At 58.3% G+C, this 18,732-nt stretch carries 10 protein-coding genes; 2 read left to right on the plus strand and 8 right to left on the minus strand.

From position 1 onward, the window contains the following. Positions 1 to 261: 261 nt before the first annotated feature. From Q0650_RS15230 to Q0650_RS15265, 8 genes are all read right to left on the minus strand, one after another. Complete coding sequence (locus tag Q0650_RS15230; RefSeq protein ID WP_298820468.1) at positions 262 to 666, minus strand: hypothetical protein; 405 nt, start codon at positions 664 to 666, stop codon at positions 262 to 264. A 10-nt stretch (positions 667 to 676) separates the two neighbouring features. After that, positions 677 to 2,578, minus strand: coding sequence for a hypothetical protein (locus Q0650_RS15235; RefSeq protein WP_298820469.1), 1,902 nt, complete (start codon positions 2,576 to 2,578; stop codon positions 677 to 679). Next, positions 2,575 to 4,104, minus strand: coding sequence for a serine hydrolase (locus tag Q0650_RS15240; RefSeq protein ID WP_298820471.1), 1,530 nt, complete (start codon positions 4,102 to 4,104; stop codon positions 2,575 to 2,577). The genes Q0650_RS15235 and Q0650_RS15240 overlap by 4 nt, the downstream gene beginning before the upstream one ends. Positions 4,105 to 4,191: 87 nt before the next feature. Continuing rightward, complete coding sequence (locus Q0650_RS15245; protein ID WP_298820472.1) at positions 4,192 to 4,515, minus strand: ATP-dependent Clp protease adaptor ClpS; 324 nt, start codon at positions 4,513 to 4,515, stop codon at positions 4,192 to 4,194. 58 nt (positions 4,516 to 4,573) lie between these two features. Continuing rightward, positions 4,574 to 7,288, minus strand: coding sequence for a VWA domain-containing protein (locus Q0650_RS15250; protein WP_298820474.1), 2,715 nt, complete (start codon positions 7,286 to 7,288; stop codon positions 4,574 to 4,576). A gap of 79 nt (positions 7,289 to 7,367) precedes the next feature. Next, positions 7,368 to 11,342 (minus strand): GAF domain-containing protein, encoded by a 3,975-nt coding sequence (locus Q0650_RS15255; protein ID WP_298820476.1) that lies wholly within the window; start codon positions 11,340 to 11,342, stop codon positions 7,368 to 7,370. Next, the gene (locus Q0650_RS15260; RefSeq protein WP_298820478.1) at positions 11,339 to 12,322 is read right to left on the minus strand and encodes a folate-binding protein YgfZ; all 984 of its coding nucleotides are present in this window, start codon (positions 12,320 to 12,322) and stop codon (positions 11,339 to 11,341) included. The genes Q0650_RS15255 and Q0650_RS15260 overlap by 4 nt, the downstream gene beginning before the upstream one ends. 76 nt (positions 12,323 to 12,398) lie before the next feature. Then, the gene (locus Q0650_RS15265) at positions 12,399 to 13,724 is read right to left on the minus strand and encodes a cytochrome P450 (protein WP_298820480.1); all 1,326 of its coding nucleotides are present in this window, start codon (positions 13,722 to 13,724) and stop codon (positions 12,399 to 12,401) included. A gap of 181 nt (positions 13,725 to 13,905) precedes the next feature. Here Q0650_RS15265 and Q0650_RS15270 point away from each other — a divergent pair, with 181 nt between their 5' ends. Both Q0650_RS15270 and Q0650_RS15275 read left to right on the plus strand, forming a co-directional pair. Further along, entirely contained in the window at positions 13,906 to 17,565 is a 3,660-nt protein-coding gene (locus tag Q0650_RS15270; RefSeq protein WP_298820482.1) for an SDR family NAD(P)-dependent oxidoreductase, read from the plus strand. 244 nt (positions 17,566 to 17,809) lie between these two features. Further along, the coding region (locus tag Q0650_RS15275) for a hypothetical protein (protein WP_298820485.1) at positions 17,810 to 18,732 on the plus strand (923 nt) is incomplete at its 3' end.

The following is an 18,732-nucleotide window of genomic DNA, read 5'->3' on the forward strand; positions in this document are numbered from 1 at the left end:
AGGCGATAGCTGATAGGCGATAGCCGATAGGCGATAGCTGATAGGCGATAGCCGATAGGCGATAGCTGATAGGCGATGGAATGTCTGCGTGCTTTGCGGCATCTTTCGCGAGGAGGTAGAGACGTTGCAATGCAACGTCTCTACCTGTGTGATGGCCGATAGTTCCTCGGGGGTAGGATCGATAGGCGATAGGTGATGGGCAGGTATGCGCGCGGTGATAGAGGAGAGGGTATGCAATCAGTTACCGGCATGCCCTCCCACTCATACAGAGGTTAGATTGGTGTCTTTGGCCTGTCCTCGCCACCAGGCCAGCGCCAATCCACCAATGGCATGAAGTATCAATACGCTGGTGAAATAGACTGTATGCGGTCCGACGGTCTGCGCAGCAGCTTCGGGGGCGAGGATGGTTTCAATTCGGGCAGCGATAAAGGGGGTGAAGAAGTAGAAGGCGCCACAACTGGCTAAGGCCAGGCGCCATTCGCTGCGACGCGCTACGATCCAACCCACAAAGGTGGTAAGCGGCGTGGCGAGAATGACCAGCGCCAGCCAGCGCAACATTGTGGGAGTGCGGTTGTCGCCAACGATATTGTACGTGGCGATTGCAATTGCCAGCCCAAGCAGAGCGGCAATTGCAATCGTCAGCATCGCGCGGATGTCACGCAACATTGTAAACCTTTTACAAGCGACTTAATCGACGCTTGATCTGCGTCTGTAGTTTCTCGATCAAAGCCCGTTGCTCGGCGATTGCGGCATCAATCTGCTCGAGCTGATCTTCGAGCTGAGCCAGGGTTGTAACGTAGCGCTGCCGCAATGCCCCCTCTTCGCCGTCGCTGCGGAGCGGCGCAATTTGCTGTTGTAGACGCTGTTGACGCTCGAAAATGAGCTGCCGTTCACGCTCGTGATTGGCAATGGCCTGGTTGGCAGCGTCAATCTGGCGCAAGAGATCGAAAACACCCTTGAGACGTTGCAGGGTTGCCCTGTCAATCACATTTTCTTGCAACAGCTCTTGCAACAGCTCACCGGTCAAACTGGTGATGGTCTCGCGGCGGGAAAGTTTCGTCCGTTCGCAGATGGTCAGCTCAGCCTGACCGAAGGCCGCGACCGGAACACGCCAGCGCGCCAGTTCGTCGGTAGTTGAGACCGGTGGCGGTGTGTCAGCCAGTTCGGCGTCGGAGTCGCGGTGATGCTCGATCACAACAACGCAAGGTTCGGCCAGGGTACTGGTGATCGTATAACGATAAAATTTGAGCGAATACTCATCGATGATCAGATCACCTTCCGATAGGCCAACACCGTGTAGTCTACGCTCTTCGCGCAGGTACTTATTGACCGTCACCCCCAGCTCTACCGCGTAGAACACATCGATCTCGGCGCCGGCACGGGTAAAGGGCAGCACCGATTCACCAGCGTATTCGCCGTTGATCAACACCGTAGCCGGGCCTTGCTCGAGTGTCAGGCCGGTTTCATTGCTCAAACGCAACGCGGCCAGCGGATAGCGCGGTCGCCGCGCCTCGTTGTAAACCAGCTCGCGCCGACCCGGAATCGTTGCGCCGACGATTGGCGCCATCGCCGATTGACCGCGACCAACGCTGACCGGCTGCATGACCCGGTAAGCGAAGAGCGCGCCGCGCTCTTCACCGACGGCAATCGGCGGCGCGCTGTTCATCGCAGGTTCAGGCGAAATTTCACGCGAGAAGGCTGGAGCAGCTTCATCATAGATATCTACCAGTAAGCTCCTCTTTATTCGCGATCGCTCTAAGGCATCTGCCCGCGCTGCGGAACGAGGAAAATCACCGATCTGCGGTCGTTCGGGAATCTGTGGTTCGTAGAGCCGGTAGCGAAACGAGACCGGCAAACCGGCAACGAGCGTTACCTCGACATCGACCAAATCCTCTTCCAACTGATTGTCGAATAGCCCCCAGCCTTGCATGAAACACTGAACAGCGCCATCGTCGGTGTCGGTCACGAGCAGGCGATAGCTCACCCGCCAGGCCGGAGCGGGGGCAACATAGCCAATTATCAGATCGTGGTCGCCAGGAGTCAGATGAATGGTGGCGGTGCGGTTACGCTCATCGCTCTGCGAGACGCGCAGAAAGAAGGCCAGGTCATTCTGCGCCACTTCATCGAGCAACTCAACCCGCGCCAGTTCGTCGAGCGCAACCGGGCGCACTGATCGCTCTTCATTCAGGTAGAGGCTGACAATGGCGCGACGTAACGGCTGCTCCTCCTCGATATCTACGCCAATGACCAACCCGCTGATCGTTTCACCTTGCTTGCCGACCAGGGTCAGTCGAACCTGACGACCGCGCAGATCACGCAACAAATCGAGCAGGCTGCGCTCATTCGAGAGATGGATGCTGCTGCGGTTGAGCAAGGCGTCGCGGTTTTCGGGAGTGGCAAAATCGATATTGCGCACCTGCCCCTGCTGGTCGATGACCACCAGACTCTTCAGCACATCATCCATCGCCTGCCGGGGAAAGCTGAGAGTCAGGCTATCGCCACTGTAAGAGCCGCGCCGTTCAAAATAGGCCACGCCATGTTTGTAAAGCACCATCCGTCGAATGGGCAGACCGATCATGGACTCCCTTCCTGCGGCATTTCAGTGAGTCGAACAGGATTGTATGCAGTGTAAACGAGTCGACTGAAATCGGCAATCGCGCCGCCGAGTAACGAATCGGGCCAGGCAAGCCGATCGCCAAGCGGTTTGTACACGTACACCGCCAGCGCGTAATCACCACCGGCTGAGCGAACGATACCAGCATCAGCTTGAGTGTGCTCGATCCAGCCCGATTTGTGTTCAACTCTTACTCCGGCAGGCACACCGGCCACCATGCGACTATCGTCGGCATTTTCAGCCAGCAAATCGAGCATCTCCTGACAACGATCCGGGTTGAGGAGGGGAAACTGTTCCAGCAATACACCTTCGCCGCGAGCGCATTCATCAATCATCCGGTAGACTTGCGCTATGGCGTATGGTGTCGCGCGCAGAGCGCAACCGGTCTCGGCGTAAGGAGGCTCGCCAACCGGGTCTTTTGGCCCGCAACGATATTTGACATTGTAGAGACGGATGTAATCTGCCGATTCGTAAGGCACATAGAGATAGAGATATTCCAGACCGAGATCGGCCAGCATCTCACTCATCTCGACTGCACCCCGGAAGGCCCAATCGGTGCCGGCGCCGCCAGCGCCAGCGGCAAGGATATCATTGGCGGCCAGATTATCACTCTCGATGATCATCAGGCGCATGCGTCGCCATTGCCGTTCGGTAAAACGTTCAAGTTTCGTATAGGCGTAAAGCATGATTGCCGTCTTGATCGTGCTGGCGCCGGCAAAGACGCTGCGGGCATTGACGGCAACTTCCGCGCCGGTTGTCAGATCGTAGAGATACACTCCGGCGACACCATCCCACGCATCAACCATCGCTTCGAGTTGTTCGGCGATCTGGTCAGGAGTGGCGCGTGGCGCTTCATCGACCTGCCACCGGGTCAGAAAGATCGGGTCAGCAGTGCGACCGCGGCTGAGGAGACCGCTCACTATCTCAAAGGAGCGATCAGGGTCGATCATCCGACCGGGCAGGTAGGCGAAGCTGCGCGAGAGCACGTCGGTCGAGGTTATGACCGTCAGGGTTGGGGGAAGCGCCGACGCGGCGGCAAAATCGGCCAGTTGCTCACGTAACGCAGTCTGATCGAACTGAAGCTGCAAGGGCACTTTTACCGGCGCGAGACTGCCGAGCGCGGGATCGGCAGCCGTAAGCAGCGCTGTCACATCAGCGCGCAGGTTGATCGTTTCTGGCATGATAGTCTGTGTATATTCACCGGCAACTAATTGCACCGGCGTGATCTGGTTTGACAGCGCGGCATTCAGGGCCGCTTCGGCTTCGGTAGCCGTCAAACCACCAATCGACACCCCTGCCACTTCAGTGCCATCAGCGTAGACCGGAATTGGAGTCGGGACAGGCACAGGCGTGGCCGTCGGCGCAAGCGATACAGGTGTGACCGCTGGTTCAATTGATGGCGCCAGGCGAGGCGCAGGCGAAGAGGCGCAACCGGCAAGTAACGCCACGCAGAGCAGGGCAGTGGCAAAGAAACGGGGCCGGACATTCATAGCGACAACTAAACTCCTTAAAATCTACAGGCGAGAATGGAAATGCTGACGCAGAACAGAAACCCGCAACCGCTCGGAGATGCGCGATCAGCTATCAGGCTCCAGGTAAAATGTGAGCGGATAACCCGCTTCACGGGCAACGTGATGAGCCTGATACACGCGCTCTTGGGCCTCTTGAAAGGGCAACACTGTGACCAGGGCCCGTCCTTCGTAGTGCGCGGTAAGCATCACCTGAGTGGCGCGGTTCAGGTCAAGCTCAAAAAAGACCCGCAACACGAACACCACAAAATCCATCGGCGTCACGTCGTCATTCTCAACAATGACGCGGTAAGGACGCTCAAGCTCTTCATCACTGGCAACCGTAAACGTGACGGTAGGCCGCACGACGACTGCTGGTTGTTCAGTTGACATGGGCTACTCCGTCGCTTTCAGCGAAATGTAACACCTGTCGGCAGTATAACATAAAGCATCATTGGTCCTGGCGCTGGCGACGCCGTTTTGCCGCCAGCAGCGCCGCAATGCGCTCTTCGTCGGCGCGCAGATCGGCAGCAGACGACGGCGGCGATGACGGCCTGGAAGTCGGCGTTGGGACAGCTCGCCGGCGAGTCAACCGCTCCGGTGACAGGTCAGGGAAGGGGATGAAGAGGCGGCGCAGCGCAATATCGATTGGCAACAGGATCAGGGCCAGCCAGAGCAAGGGAATTGCAATCGGCCAGACTTCGTAGACAACCCGACCGGTAGGCGCAAAGACGGAAGCAGGCGATGGATCAACCTCGCCGCCGGTTAGAGTGGCAATTTCCGTCAACAGAGCCGGATTGACAGCCATTCGGCTATATTCGGGCGAGTAGCTGATCGCCAGACCGGCATTCACACTCCCCACTGCCTGACCATTTTGATCGGTTGCGCTGACCTGCACCAGATAGACACCGGCTTGATCGAGGGTCACGACCGCGCGATACCGGCCAGGCGCAACCTGGGAAAACGTCAGATCAAAACTGGTTGTCAGATTGCTGAGCCGGCTACGGATCTCACTCAATGCGAGCGGCAGACCGCGTTCGTCGAGCGCGATGAGATCGATCTCAGCTCGATTGGCCATCACTGATGTTGTGAGCGCCAGCCGTTCACTGTTCGGCAACGGCAAAACTTCGGACACCAGATTGGCGGCAAAACGAGGAAATTCCGACCATGTCAGCCAATTGGCGGCCCAGCGACCACTGAAATCGCTCGTCCAGGCCAGCACTCGCCCCAACCCTACCTGCGCTACGGCCAGCAATGGCGAGCCATCGTCAGCAACAAGCAAGGTACGCGCTGTTGAGCGATGATCGGCGGCATTGCGTCCGCGCAGTGGCGGAACTGCGCCCACATCGCGCAACCAGGAAGCAGGCAAGGCGCGTGCCGGCACAAACGGCTCTTCAATCAGATCACGGTTGGCGACCCGCACGGTTTCTTCGAGAAAGATTTGCGGCAAATCTTCGGCCCGTTGCACCAGATAATATTTGCCACCACCAAGCTGCGCCACTCGCTCGAGCGCCGGATCGGTATCACGCCCAATCGCAACGGAACTGACGGTCACCCCTTGAGCGCGCAGATCGGCGACCAGATCGGCATATTCGGTCGCTGACACGCCGTCGGTCAACAAAATGATATGGCGAATCCGCGCATTAGCGCCAGTAATCGTCGTGGCAGCCAGCTCCATGCCACTGCGAATATCGGTACCGCCGGCAGCAACCAGACGGCCAAGCGCAGCTTCGATAGTAAACAGATCAGGGAGTGGCTGCAACGGCAACAGTGTATCGGCTGCGCTATCAAAGGCGATGATAGCGATCTGATCGCGCTGAGCCAGACCGCGACTGGCCTGGTAAACGGCTTCACGGGCCAGATCGAGCTGCGTGCGGCGATCGGCAACCAGCTCATTCATGCTGCCACTGCGATCGATCACCAGTACCAGCGCCAGATCAGGCCGTTCTTCGCGTAACGGCGGATCGAGCGCGACCGGTAAGATCGGTTCCAGCAACGACCGCCGCCACCCGCCGGCACCAAACGATTGCGTGCCGCCAATGACAAGAAGACCGCCGCCTAGCTCGCGCACATATGTAATTAAGGCGCGTTGTAACGCCGAAGACACGGCATTGACCGGCGTATCAAACAGGGCAATGGCGTCAAATGTTCGCAACTCTAGTGGGTTAGCCGATACCTGCGTTGGACGTTGCACCGTTACTTCAATGCCAGAAGCTCGCCAGGCCGCAGTCAGGGCAGCCGATCGATCTTGATCAACGGTCAGCAACAATACGCGCGGCGGGCCGCTCACGAAGGTAAAGGCAAGCGCGCGATTATTGACTGCTTGCGTATCAAACGGCGCGATCAGGCGCGCTTCAAAGCGACGAAAACCAGGCTCGCCGGCTGGCGCCGTGAGCGGAATCTGATTAGGCCCAACCGTCAGATCAACCGCAACTTCGCTCAGTAACTGACCATCAGCAATCAGTTGCAGCGTGGCCAATCCGCTCACTTCGCTCTCAACCTGCGCAATCAGGGGGATCTCCTGCTCGACACTGGCCGAAGCAGGAGCGATCAGACTCGTGACAACCACATCAGGTCCCCGGTCGGCAACCAGGGCTACGACATCAATCGGCACGCCGCGCGCAGCGGCAAGCCGGGCAGCGATAAGGGCATTGCCTTCATTTTCGCCGCCATCAGAGAGCAATACCAGTCGCTGATGCATAGCGCCCGGCAACAGCGCCAGTCCGAGCTGAATTGCATCTTCAAGATTGGTTCGCGAGCTGATGACAAAGGTATCAAGCCGATTGAGCGGACGAGGCGGCTCCGCTACTCGCTCGACAACTGCGCGCGCGCCGAAGACAACTACAGCCATACGGTCATCAGGATCGGCTGTAGCCACGGCCTGAGCAATGTACTCGAGCGCCGCTGCCTGTTGCGCCGGTGGCACCGAATCGCTGGCGTCGATGAGAAAAACGGTCGCAGTAGCCTGCACAGGCCGACCTACTTGCGCGCCGGCCAGCGCCAGCACCAGCGCAGTCAGAATCAGAAGTCGAACCAGGACTAACGCGGTCAGACGCACTCGACCCAAACGACGCCATAGATCGGCGCGACCCAACCACATCAACCACAGCAGAGGGAGAACGAGCGCAAACAACCATAGGGCTGACGGCTCAATCACGCTTATCACAGTCAGCTCCGTTCGAGAATCACAACGGTCGGATCGTCAGCGAATAGTGCGCTGGCAGACCATTAAGCAGCCGCAGCAGCTACTCTTCTACCCTCACCACCACGATGGTCATATCATCGTGCGCTGCTCGACCTTCACTAAAGGCTTGCACTTCGGCCAGTATGTGATCAAGCAAGCTAGCAGGTGACAGGTAACCCCAATGACGCACCAGTCGTTCGAGGCGATCGAAGCCAAACAGCTCACGCTGAGCATTTTGCGCTTCGACAACCCCATCAGTGCAGAAGACCAGGGTATCACCGGGAGCGAGGTCAAGTTCGATCTGATTGTAACGGGTAGAAGACTGTACCCCTAGCGGTAGCGCACCGGCAGTTTCGAGAAAGGAGGTTCGACCGTCAGCGTGACGCAAGAGCGGCGCGATCTGGCCGGCGTTTGCCAGCATCAGCCGTTGTTCAATTGGATCGATCAGCGCGTATCCCAACGCCACGAATGCATTGCGGGGAACATCATCAACCAGCCAGCGATTTGTTTCGGCCAGAACGAGGCGGGGTAGTTCGTGATTGCGCGCCTCAGAACGGGCAGTGGAACGGGCAACCGCCATCAGCATTGCCGCCGGCAACGACTTGCCGCTCACATCACCGACAATCACGCCGATGCGCGAACCCAGATCGATTACATCGTAAAAATCACCACCGGTTTCACGAGCTGGCAAACAGCGCGCCGCCACGCTCAGACCGGGACAATTCGGCAACTCGCGCGGGAACAACTTCGACTGAATCTGACGCGCAATTGCCAGCTCCTGCTCGACGCGCGTCACCGACTCCTGGTAGAGTTGAGCATTCTCAATTGCCAGCGCCGCGTGATTGGCAAACGCCAGCGCCACATCCAGATCGCGCTCGTTGAATGCATATCGGCGGTACGAATCGATATTCAGCACGCCCAATACGCGACCTTTCGCGATCAGTGGCACTCCCAACCAGGTTAGGATGCGTTCGCCAATGTCGCCAGGCGGCCAGATCGTGCCATCAGGCGGAGCAACGAGCAACAACGGACGCCGCTCGCGCACTACCTGCCCGGCGCCACTGCTGGCAACCGGCAAGATGCGACCTAGCGGCATATCATCGGCTGGCCAACCGCTGGCCGATACGATACGCAAGTTTTGATCGTCAAGCAACATAATCGTCGAGGTATCATAGTTGATCACTTTGCGCAACTCGGCCAGCACCAGTTGGAGCACCTCATTAGGATCGAAACTCGAGCTGAGCACACGCGCCACCTCACGCAATGTCTCAGCGGTGCGCCGTTGTTCCTGTTCGGCGGCGAAGAGCAGGGCATTTTCGTAAGCTGACGCCACCGAAGTCGTGACTGTCATCATCAATTCCAGCTCTTCTTCATCATACGAGCGCGGTTCGCCAAAGCTATCAAACGAGATGGAACCGAAGACTTGTTCGCGACTGATCAGCGGCACAACGACCAGCGAACGCACTCCCATTGCGCGCCAGCGGTCACGCGATGCAGCGGCGCGTGGATCGTTCTCGATGTCGAGAATAACCTGAGGACGCCGGGTAGTGCGTAGCGCCGCAACCAGCGGATTATCGCGCAGATCAACCTTTGCGCCAACTGTACCAACCGGTGGATATTCGGCGACAACTTCACCGATTTCGTCATTGTGAAACAGAACCAGGCCAGTATGATCAGACCAGAAGAGCTGGACCAGTTCGCGAGCGGCAATATCAAGAATTGCCTGCTGGTCGAGACGCGCCGTCAGTAAGCCGGCAATTCGGTTAACTAATGCCATACGCGCAGCCTGTCGCTCCGCCGCAATCGCATGGGCCTGAGCAGCCTCAAACAGGCGCGCATTTTCACGCGCCTGTCGCTCACGCTCTTCAAAGAGTTGCACCTTTTGCGCCGCCAGACTGATCAGACTGGCAATCTGAGCCAGAAAATCGACGGTGCCATCATCATACTGATATGGACGCTCATCTTGCAAAATGAGCGCACCGATAGCAGCTTCGTTGTGAGCCAGAACTGGCACCCCGACCCATGAGCGCATCAAATGGGCCGAGCCAATTGGATGCGGTTTTATTCCCATTCCATCGATCTTTGAGCGCTCAACCGCCAGATCATCAAACCGCAGCGATTGCCGGTGATTGAGAAGCCAATCGGTCAGTGAACCCGACGGCGTTCGGTGGCCAATCAGTTCATCACCCAACAGGCGCTGGTGTTCGGCAAAAACGGCATACTGAACAATACGCGAGACCGGATCGCACAACAACAGGTAGAAGACCGAGGCGTTGGTCAAATCCACTATCACCCGGCGCGTCTCTTGCAGAATGCGGTCAAGGTCATATGAAGCGGCAATCAGGGTACCAATCTGATTAATTGCCTGCAACTCGGCAATCTGGCGACTCCGCATAGACGAGAGAGTCACATTTTGCACATGAAGCGCTAACTGAGCCGCCACATTACCCAGAAAATCCATATCACGCGGCGTAAATGCATTGGGTCGATAGCTCTGCGCGCTCACCACACCGATAGCTCGTCCATGACGATCGAGCAGGGGCCATCCCATCCACGAACGGGCTGCGCGATCGGCGCCGACGATCACACTTTCGACCTCGGGCAACGACGAGATCTCTGCCGGCAAATCGCGCAAGAAGACTGGCTGGCGCGAGCGCAAAATGTAGGCGGTCAACGAGCGCGGCGGCGGGGGCTGGCTGACCCAATAGGTGTAAAGTTGCCCTTCGTCAAGCGAAATTCCATCACTGATCAGATGGCGCATCGGATCGTAGATCACCATCGAGAAGGCATCAAGATCCATGCACGATCGAAGTTCTATAGCGGCGCGCTGTAACAGATCGCGAGCAGTCTGAGAAGTGGAAGCAGATAGCCCGATCTCACGCATGGCGCGCAGCTCGATAATCTGGCGTTCGCGTTCTTGCGCCAACCGGTTATGTTCAACCAGAATCGCGACCTGATTCGCAATTGACTGCGCCAGGGCCAGTTCGTGAGGCGCAAGATCACGCGGCTCAAACCCGAAAAAGCTAAGCGTACCCAATACTCGCCGCCCAACCACAAGCGGCAAATTGAGGGCCGCCTCAAAGGAGGGAAAGAGGTGAATGGGAAAGGAAATCGGATTGTAGAGCGCATGCCAGTTTCGGTTAATGATCCGGGGTTTAGCCGTCTGCACTACCTCGCGCAACGGACTGATTTCCAGTGGGATGTGGCCAGTTTGTTCGACGTAAGTTGGCGAAAATCCGCGCTGCGCGCGCAACATCAAAAGCGTGCCGGTTTCGTCGAGCAAACGCACATTTCCGGCATCAAACCGCAGGATGTTCAGCGCAATCGCCAACGCCTGGTCGAGCAGATGATCGAGCGGTCGCGGATCGACCAGCGTGGAAGCCAGCGCGCTCAGGGCATCTAGCTCTTCGCGGCGCGCCTCCAGTTGGGTCGTTAATTCGCGGCTAAGCCGTTCCTGCTCTACCACCAGCACCGCATTTTCCAGCGCCAGCGCAATCACATTGGCGACACGTTGTAGCAGATCGAGCGTTTCGGGGGTATAAAGGTCGGGCTGATAACTCTGGAGCGAAATAACGCCGACCACAGTCTCGCTAATCAAGAGCGGCACGCCCATCCACGAGCGCGAGAGCTTTGCAGTGTTGCCAAAGGGGACTGGCGGCAGACTCGGATCGCGTTCATGGAGCAGATCGCGAAAGAGCATCGGCTCTCGCCGACGCACAATTAAACCAGTCAGGTAGCCATATTCACGATTTTCGAGATAATCGATCTGCCCTTCATCGTACAGCAGCACGGCTTTGAACAACTCAGGCTGCTCGTCGCAAAACGCCAGATAGCATGCATCAAAATCGAATACCTTGCGCAATTGCAGCACAATTGTTTCAAAAATTTCGCGCAACGGTGGACGACCTCGCGCGGCCAGACCTATCGCATACAGGACCGCGAGGAGTTGTTGATCACGCTCCTGCTGACGACGGAGCGAATCGCGCTGACGTTCGAGATCTCCTATCAATTGACGGCGACGCGCCGCGCGAGTCATTGTGTGTTATCCCGTGAGTGATTCGGCACAAATGGCAGACGACACACCGTTGCCGGCTGATTGGCCACCAGTACAGTCGTCCCTGCTTCAGCATAGACACTGCGGAGATAAGCCAGGCCGATCCAGCCATAGCGTGGCGAGTTGACCACACTGGTCAGATCACCAATCTCCTTGGTATCGGCAAGCACCTTCGCCGGCAATGATTCGGGTGGAGCCTGTAGTTGCAGACCACGCAACTGTTTTGCGATCCGGCCCCGACTTTCCATGCGGGCAATAATCTCTTGACCGACGTAACACCCTTTCTGGAAGCTCACAGCTCGCCACAAATCAGCTTCCAAAGGAATATAATCCAGTGTGATTTCGCGGCCAAAGCGCGGGTAACCGTGCTCAACCCGCGCAATCTCGGCAGTGGCACGATCAAGCAAGACAGCGCCGGCAGCAGTAAGAGCTGTCAATAGCGCTGCCGTTTGCGACGCCGGCGGGTAGAGGGTATACCCATCGCCGCCAAGCGGATCGCACCGCGCGACCAACACCTCAATTTCGCCCCAACGCCCCACGACAATACTGTAACGTGACAAATCAGACGGCAAACCCAGTTTCTGCGCGACCTGGCCGGCCTGCGGCCCGTATACGCCGATCTGCCCCAGCTCAGCGCCGGCATCAGCGACCGTTACCTGATCGTTGAAAAAGATATTCTTGCGCAAATGACGCAGAATCGGCGCGCCATGTTCAGGCCCGGTTTCAAGCAATAGCGCATCAGGCAACGCATACACGCGCAAAAGATCGATCATCCGCCCGATCGGGGTCGTTAGAACGGTTAATGTTCCCTGACCGGGTTGTAATCGCTCAATATGGTTGGTCGAAAGACGGTGGAGCAAGGCTGCCCGATCACGTCCTCGCATCCAGAGCCGTCCCCGGTCGGTCTCATCGGCTACAACTGCGCCGGTATAGATGGCCTGGTAGGCTGTAATAGCGCTCATATCCATAATTCATTCTTCGTACCTGACCGGAATGAAAGCAAGAAACATCGCCTCACTCATTGTAGCATGTTCGCGGTCAGATCTGCCGTGATTCGAGGCGCAACTGCATCCCATATCGTGGACGCAGTGTGATCCCGGTTTGCAAGACAACCGGATGATCGGGCACCGGCAAGAAACGCCAGCGTTGAAGCAGTGTGGCCAGCACCAAAACGCCTTCCATCCAGGCAAATGGCTCACCGATGCAATTGCGCGGCCCACCGCCGAAGGGAAAGAAAGCAAACTTTGGGCGGTCAGCCTGGGCAGCGGGAGTATGGCGCAGTGGATCGCAACGGTATGGATCGGGGAAGAAGCGCGGATCGTGATGGATAAGCCACGGACTCATCAAGACAATCGTATCGGGAGCGACCCGCACATCACCGATTGTCACCGGCGCAATTGCCCGTCGTCCGATTAACCAGGCCGGCGGGTACAATCGTAGCGCTTCGGCAAACAGCCATTCGGTGTAGCGCAACGCGGGCAGATCGGCGACGGTCGGAACGCGATCACCAAGCGCCGTAGCGAGTTCTGCTTGCAGCGTTTCGGCGATAGCCGGATGCCAGGCAATCAGATAGAGCGCCCATGTTATGGCATTGGCTGTTGTCTCATGTCCGGCCAGAAAGATGGTCAACAACTCATCGCGCAATTGAGTATCGGTCATGCGATACCCATCGCCCTGATGATCGACGGCTGTTAAGAGAAGTGAGAGTAGATCGCCTCGATCATGGGGATCAGCACGGCGCTCGGCAATGATCCGGTAGATAATGGCATCGAGGCGCTCCTTCACGCGCTGAAACCGGCGCGCCATCGGCAGGGGTAGCGCCATCAGCCAGTCGGCAAATGGCAATATCGCCAGATCGAACATTGCCACCAGATCGTGCATGGCGGCAAAGACCTCATCGGCATCTGCGGCAGTATTGGCCGAAAAGAGGGTTGCCCCTACCACTTGCAGCGTGATCGCCTGCATTTCCCGGCTGATGTCAAGGATAGCGCCATGACGCCAGCGCGCGCCGCGCGCTTCGGCTGCTGCAACCATCGCTGAGCCGTAGGCAGCGATACGCTGACGATGAAAGGCGGGCTGAATCAGACGGCGCTGGCGGAGATGCATTTCACCCTCACTGGTTAACAATCCCTCGCCGAGCAATCGTTTGGTCCGTTCCAGCACACGCCCCTTCACGAAGGCACGATGCTGCGTGACCAGCACTTCACGGATGAGCGCCGGATGATTCACAAGAAGCATTTGTTCCGGCCCAGCGCGAAAGGGAACCAGATCGCCGCGGGTCGATAACGTACTCAATAAGGTGAGCGGATCGCGGCGAAGCTGCTGCAAATGACGAATAGCGCGCGGCGAAGGAAGCTGGGGCATAAGCGCCTCCTGAACGCTGGCCAGCAATAATCAATATCATACCACGCTTAGCAAATCACAACGTTATGCCGCATAGCGTTAACCGCGCGTGAAATTTGGAACAACTCTATGCTATACTTATACACACCGGCGAAGTTTCAATGAATATTGTCAACCGAATGGGTTGACGATGGGGGAAGGCATGAGTGTGACAGGGCGACTGGCAGGAAAAATTGCGCTCATTACCGGCGGTTCTGGCAACATTGGCAGCGAGATGACTCGTCGCTTCCTTGCCGAGGGTGCGACTGTCATCATGAGCGGTCGCAACAGCGCCAAACTGGCCAGCCTGGCCGATCGAGTGCAGGCCGAAACAGGAGTACCGGCTAAACGGATCGACCTTGAAGTGATGGACGGCAGTGATCCGACAGCAGTGCGCGCCGGCATCGATGCGATCATCAGCCGGCACGGACGGATCGATATTTTGGTCAACAATGCGGGAAGCGCCGGCGCACAGCGCCGACTGGCAGAGATCCCATTGACCGCCGCCGAGCTTGGTCCCGGCGCTGAAGAGACTCTGGCAGAGAGCGTGGCCAATCTGCTCGGCATGGGATGGAACCTGATGCGTTTAGCTGCGCCTCACATGCCGGCAGGCAGCGCGATCATCAACATTTCGACCATCTTTTCGCGCGCCGAATATTATGGGCGGATTCCGTATGTTGTTCCAAAAGCGGCGCTCAACACACTCACTCAGATCGCGGCGCGTGAACTTGGCGCGCGCGGTATTCGTGTCAATACGATCTTCCCCGGCCCGATTGAAAGTGAACGGATCCACACCGTCTTCCAGCGGATGGATGAACTGAAAGGCCGACCAGAGGGCGATACGGCCAATCTGTTTATGGCAACCATGCGACTGTGCCGGCCCGATGACCACGGTCAGCTTGAGCGTCGGTTCCCGACAGTCTGTGATGTCGCCGATGCTGCGGTCTTTCTGGCCAGTGACGAGTCTGCCGCGCTTACCGGTGAAACCATAGAAGTGACCCACGGAATGGATCTGCCAGCCAGAAGTGAAACAACTCTGCTGGCGCGCACCGATTTGCGCACGATTGATGCCGGAGGACGCACAACCCTGATCTGCGCCGGCGATCAGATCGAGGAAGTCATGGCGCTCACCGGTATGCTGCGTACCTGCGGCAGCGAAGTAATCATTGGCTTCCGCTCAGAGAGTGCGCTTGCCCAGTTTGAGCAGGCAGTCAACGAAAGTCGGCGACTGGCCGGTGAGACATTCGCGCCACCGATTGCGCTGCGCCTCGATCCAGGTGATCCGGGCACAATTGACGCGGTCTTTGACTGGGCCGGCGAGAATACCGGCGGTATCCATGCGGCAGTTATTCTCCCGGCAGCCGGTCGCGAATCGGCGACCCAGGTGATTGAAGTTGATGACGCACATATTACTACCTTCCTTACCGAAGAGATCATCGGCCCCATCGTGATCGCCAGTCGATTGGCCCGGTACTGGCAATCACAGCGGTTGACCCCGGGGGCGCGAGCGCGCGGGCCGCGGGTGATCTTCCTCTCGAACGGCGCCGAAGCCGGTGGCAATGTCTATGGACAGATTCAGTGCGCCGCTATCGAGCAGTTGATCCGGGTCTGGCGGCACGAAGCCGCGCTCGACTACGAACGTGCCGCCTCGACCGGCGAGCGGGTCTTGCCACCGGTCTGGGCCAACCAGATTGTTCGGTTTAATAACCGCAGCCTTGATGGGCTGGAATTTGCCTGCGCCTGGACGGCGCAACTCTTGCACAGTCAGCGCCAGATCCAGGAAATCACGCTCACGGTGCCACGCGACATCAGCGCTACCACCGGCGCGCGCAGCGCCTCGGTCGGCTGGGCCGAGAGTCTGATCGGGTTGCATCTGGGTAAAGTGGCGTTGATCACCGGTGGTAGCGCCGGTATTGGCGGCCAAATCGGACGGTTACTGGCGCTCAGCGGGGCGCGCGTCATGCTGGCGGCGCGCGATTACCACAAACTCGCTCAGATTCAGGCCACCATTCAGGCCGAACTGGCCGAAGTCGGTTACACCGATGTGGAAGAACGAGTGCAGATCACCCCTAACTGCGATGTCAGCAACGAGGACGATCTGGTTGAACTGGTCGAGCGCACCCTGGCCGCATTCGGCACGGTTGACTATCTGATCAACAATGCTGGCATCGCCGGTGTCGAAGAGATGGTGATCGATATGCCGGTAGAGGGCTGGCGACATACACTGGCCGCCAACCTGATCAGCAACTATTCACTCATGCGCAAGCTGGCCCCGCTGATGAAGAAGCAGGGCAGCGGTTATGTCCTCAACGTCTCGTCGTACTTTGGTGGCGAGAAGGACGCTGCCATTCCCTACCCCAACCGCTCGGATTACGCCGTTTCGAAGGCCGGTCAACGCGCGATGGCCGAAGTCCTGGCCCGTTTCCTCGGCCCAGAAGTGCAGATCAATGCCATTGCTCCCGGGCCGGTCGAAGGTGATCGCCTGCGCGGTACCGGCGAACGACCCGGCCTGTTTGCCCGCCGGGCGCGACTGATCCTGGAAAACAAGCGGTTAAACGAGTTGCATGCCGCGCTGATTGCAGCCGCTCGCGCCGGCACGCACTCGATGCATGAGCTGGTGGAATTGCTCTTGCCCAACGATGTAGCGGCATTGGAACAGAATCCACAAGCGCCGGAGCCATTGCGCGAGCTGGCCAAACGCCTGCGCAGCGAAGGCGATCCGGCTGCTTCATCGAGCAGCTCCTTGCTCAACCGTTCAATTGCCGCCAAACTGCTGGCGCGGTTGAACAATGGCGGCTACGAGTTGCCCGCCGACATCTTTGCGCAGTTGCCGGCGCCACCCGATCCCTTCTTTACGCGGTCGCAAATCGATCGCGAGGCGCGCAAAGTACGCGATGGCGTGATGGGCATGCTCTACCTGCAACGGATGCCCACCGAGTTTGATGTGGCAATGGCAACGGTCTATTATCTCGCCGACCGTAACGTGAGCGGAGAAACCTTCCACCCCTCTGGTGGGTTGCGTTACGAACGCACTCCGACCGGCGGCGAGCTGTTTGGTGTTGCCACTCCAGAACGGCTGGCCGAGCTGGTTGGCGCAACGGTGTACATTATCGGCGAACATCTGACCGAACACCTCAACCTGCTGGCGCGCGCGTATCTGGAGCGGTACGGAGCGCGTCAGGTGGTCATGATTGTCGAGACGGAAGCCGGCGCCGAAACGATGCGCCATCTGCTGCACGACCATGTTGAGGCAGGCCGGTTGCCGATCATCGTGGCCGGTGATCAGATCGAGGCTGCTATCGACCGGGCAATTGCCAGTTATGGCCGACCGGGGCCGGTCGTTTGCACTCCCTTCCGCCCATTGCCAACCGTGCCGCTGGTCGGACGCAAAGATAGCGATTGGAGTACCGTGCTGAGCGAAGCCGATTTTGCCGAGCTGTGCGAACATCAACTGACCCACCACTTCCGGGTGGCGCGCAAAATTGCCTTGAGCGACGGAGCAACTCTGGCGCTGGTGACTCCGGAAACTACTGCCACCTCAACGACCGAGCAATTTGCGCTGGCTAACTTTGTCAAAACAACGCTGCATGCCTTTACCGCCACCATCGGAGTAGAAAGCGAACGCACCGCGCAGCGGATTTTAATCAATCAAATTGATCTGACGCGACGGGCGCGAGCGGAAGAGCCGCGCGATCCGCGTGAACGCCAGCAGGAACTCGAGCGCTTTATTGACGCCATTATGCTGGTTACGGCCCCATTGCCCCCCGATGCCGATACGCGCTACGCCGGTCGCATCCACCGCGGACGAGCGATTACAGTTTAGGAAACGCGCCATTCTGCGCCTTGCCCAGAACGAACGTAGAGGATGAGCAATTTCTCTACGTTCGTTTTGTGATCATGAAAAAACTCTTTGCACTTTTTACAGTCATGCGCGGTATCTAGCGCGTATGAGTGCGATATACTTACAAAAAAGTGTTGACCGTTGCTGGTATCCGTGCTAGAATAGGCGCGATTACCACAGAATCCTGATTGCTGCCTTCAGGCGGGAGTAAAAGGAAGGACAGGTCATGGCGGATCCCGATAGCATCATGCAGCTTGGCGTTGAAGCCGCGCGTAAAGGGGAAAAGGACGAGGCACGACGGCTCTTCCGCCTGCTGACCCGCGAATACCCAGAGAATACTCAGGCCTGGCTCTGGCTGGCCGGCGTTGCCGAGAATCGTGAGGAGCGACAGGCGGCGCTCGAGCAGGTGTTGCGCCTTGATCCAACCAATGATATGGCGCTGAAAGGATTACAGGCATTGGGAGTAACTCCCAAACCAGCCGCGCCACCAGCGCCGGTCACACCACCGCCAGCGCCTGCGCCAACTGCCCCTCCAGCAACCAGCGTGCCCGATTTCGATGACGACGATCCGTTCGCGCAGCTTGATGCCCTGTCTGAAGTTATGGCTACCGACTCTGGGCCGGTGCGGCGTGAGTCACCGGTATCGCAACCGGAGTCAACGCCCGGTGACGCCGGAGTCGAAGAACGTCGAGCGCCACAATCACCACCGCCGCGCGCATCCCGGCAGAGTGAACCGTCGCCAACCCGTTCAAGACAACCCAGCACCAGTTGGGCGCGTGGCAGTGGAAAACCGGCCAGGCCGACCAAACCGGCTCGCGGTGGCGGCTTTAGTCTGGGCAATCTCTTCCGACGCTCTGGCCCACCAACTTCCGGCGACGATCTAGCCGACGAGACTGTACCGGCAAAGCGTGGGCTGACACCGCTTACACTCATATTGCTGGGTGTTTTACTGGTCGCCTGTATCGGGATTGGTTTCATCTTCCTCTCGCAACGCAACCGCGCGGCGACAGTGCCACCGAATCAGGCCACAAGCCAGGCGGCAACAATTAGTGCGGCTACCGCCGAGGCGTCGCTTGCGCCGACAACACCGCCAACGCCCGCGCCGGAACCGACCGCTACACAGGGTGAAGAACCAACGCCAGAACCAAC

The organism is uncultured Chloroflexus sp. (assembly GCF_937129525.1).
Classification (GTDB): Bacteria; Chloroflexota; Chloroflexia; order Chloroflexales; family Chloroflexaceae; genus Chloroflexus.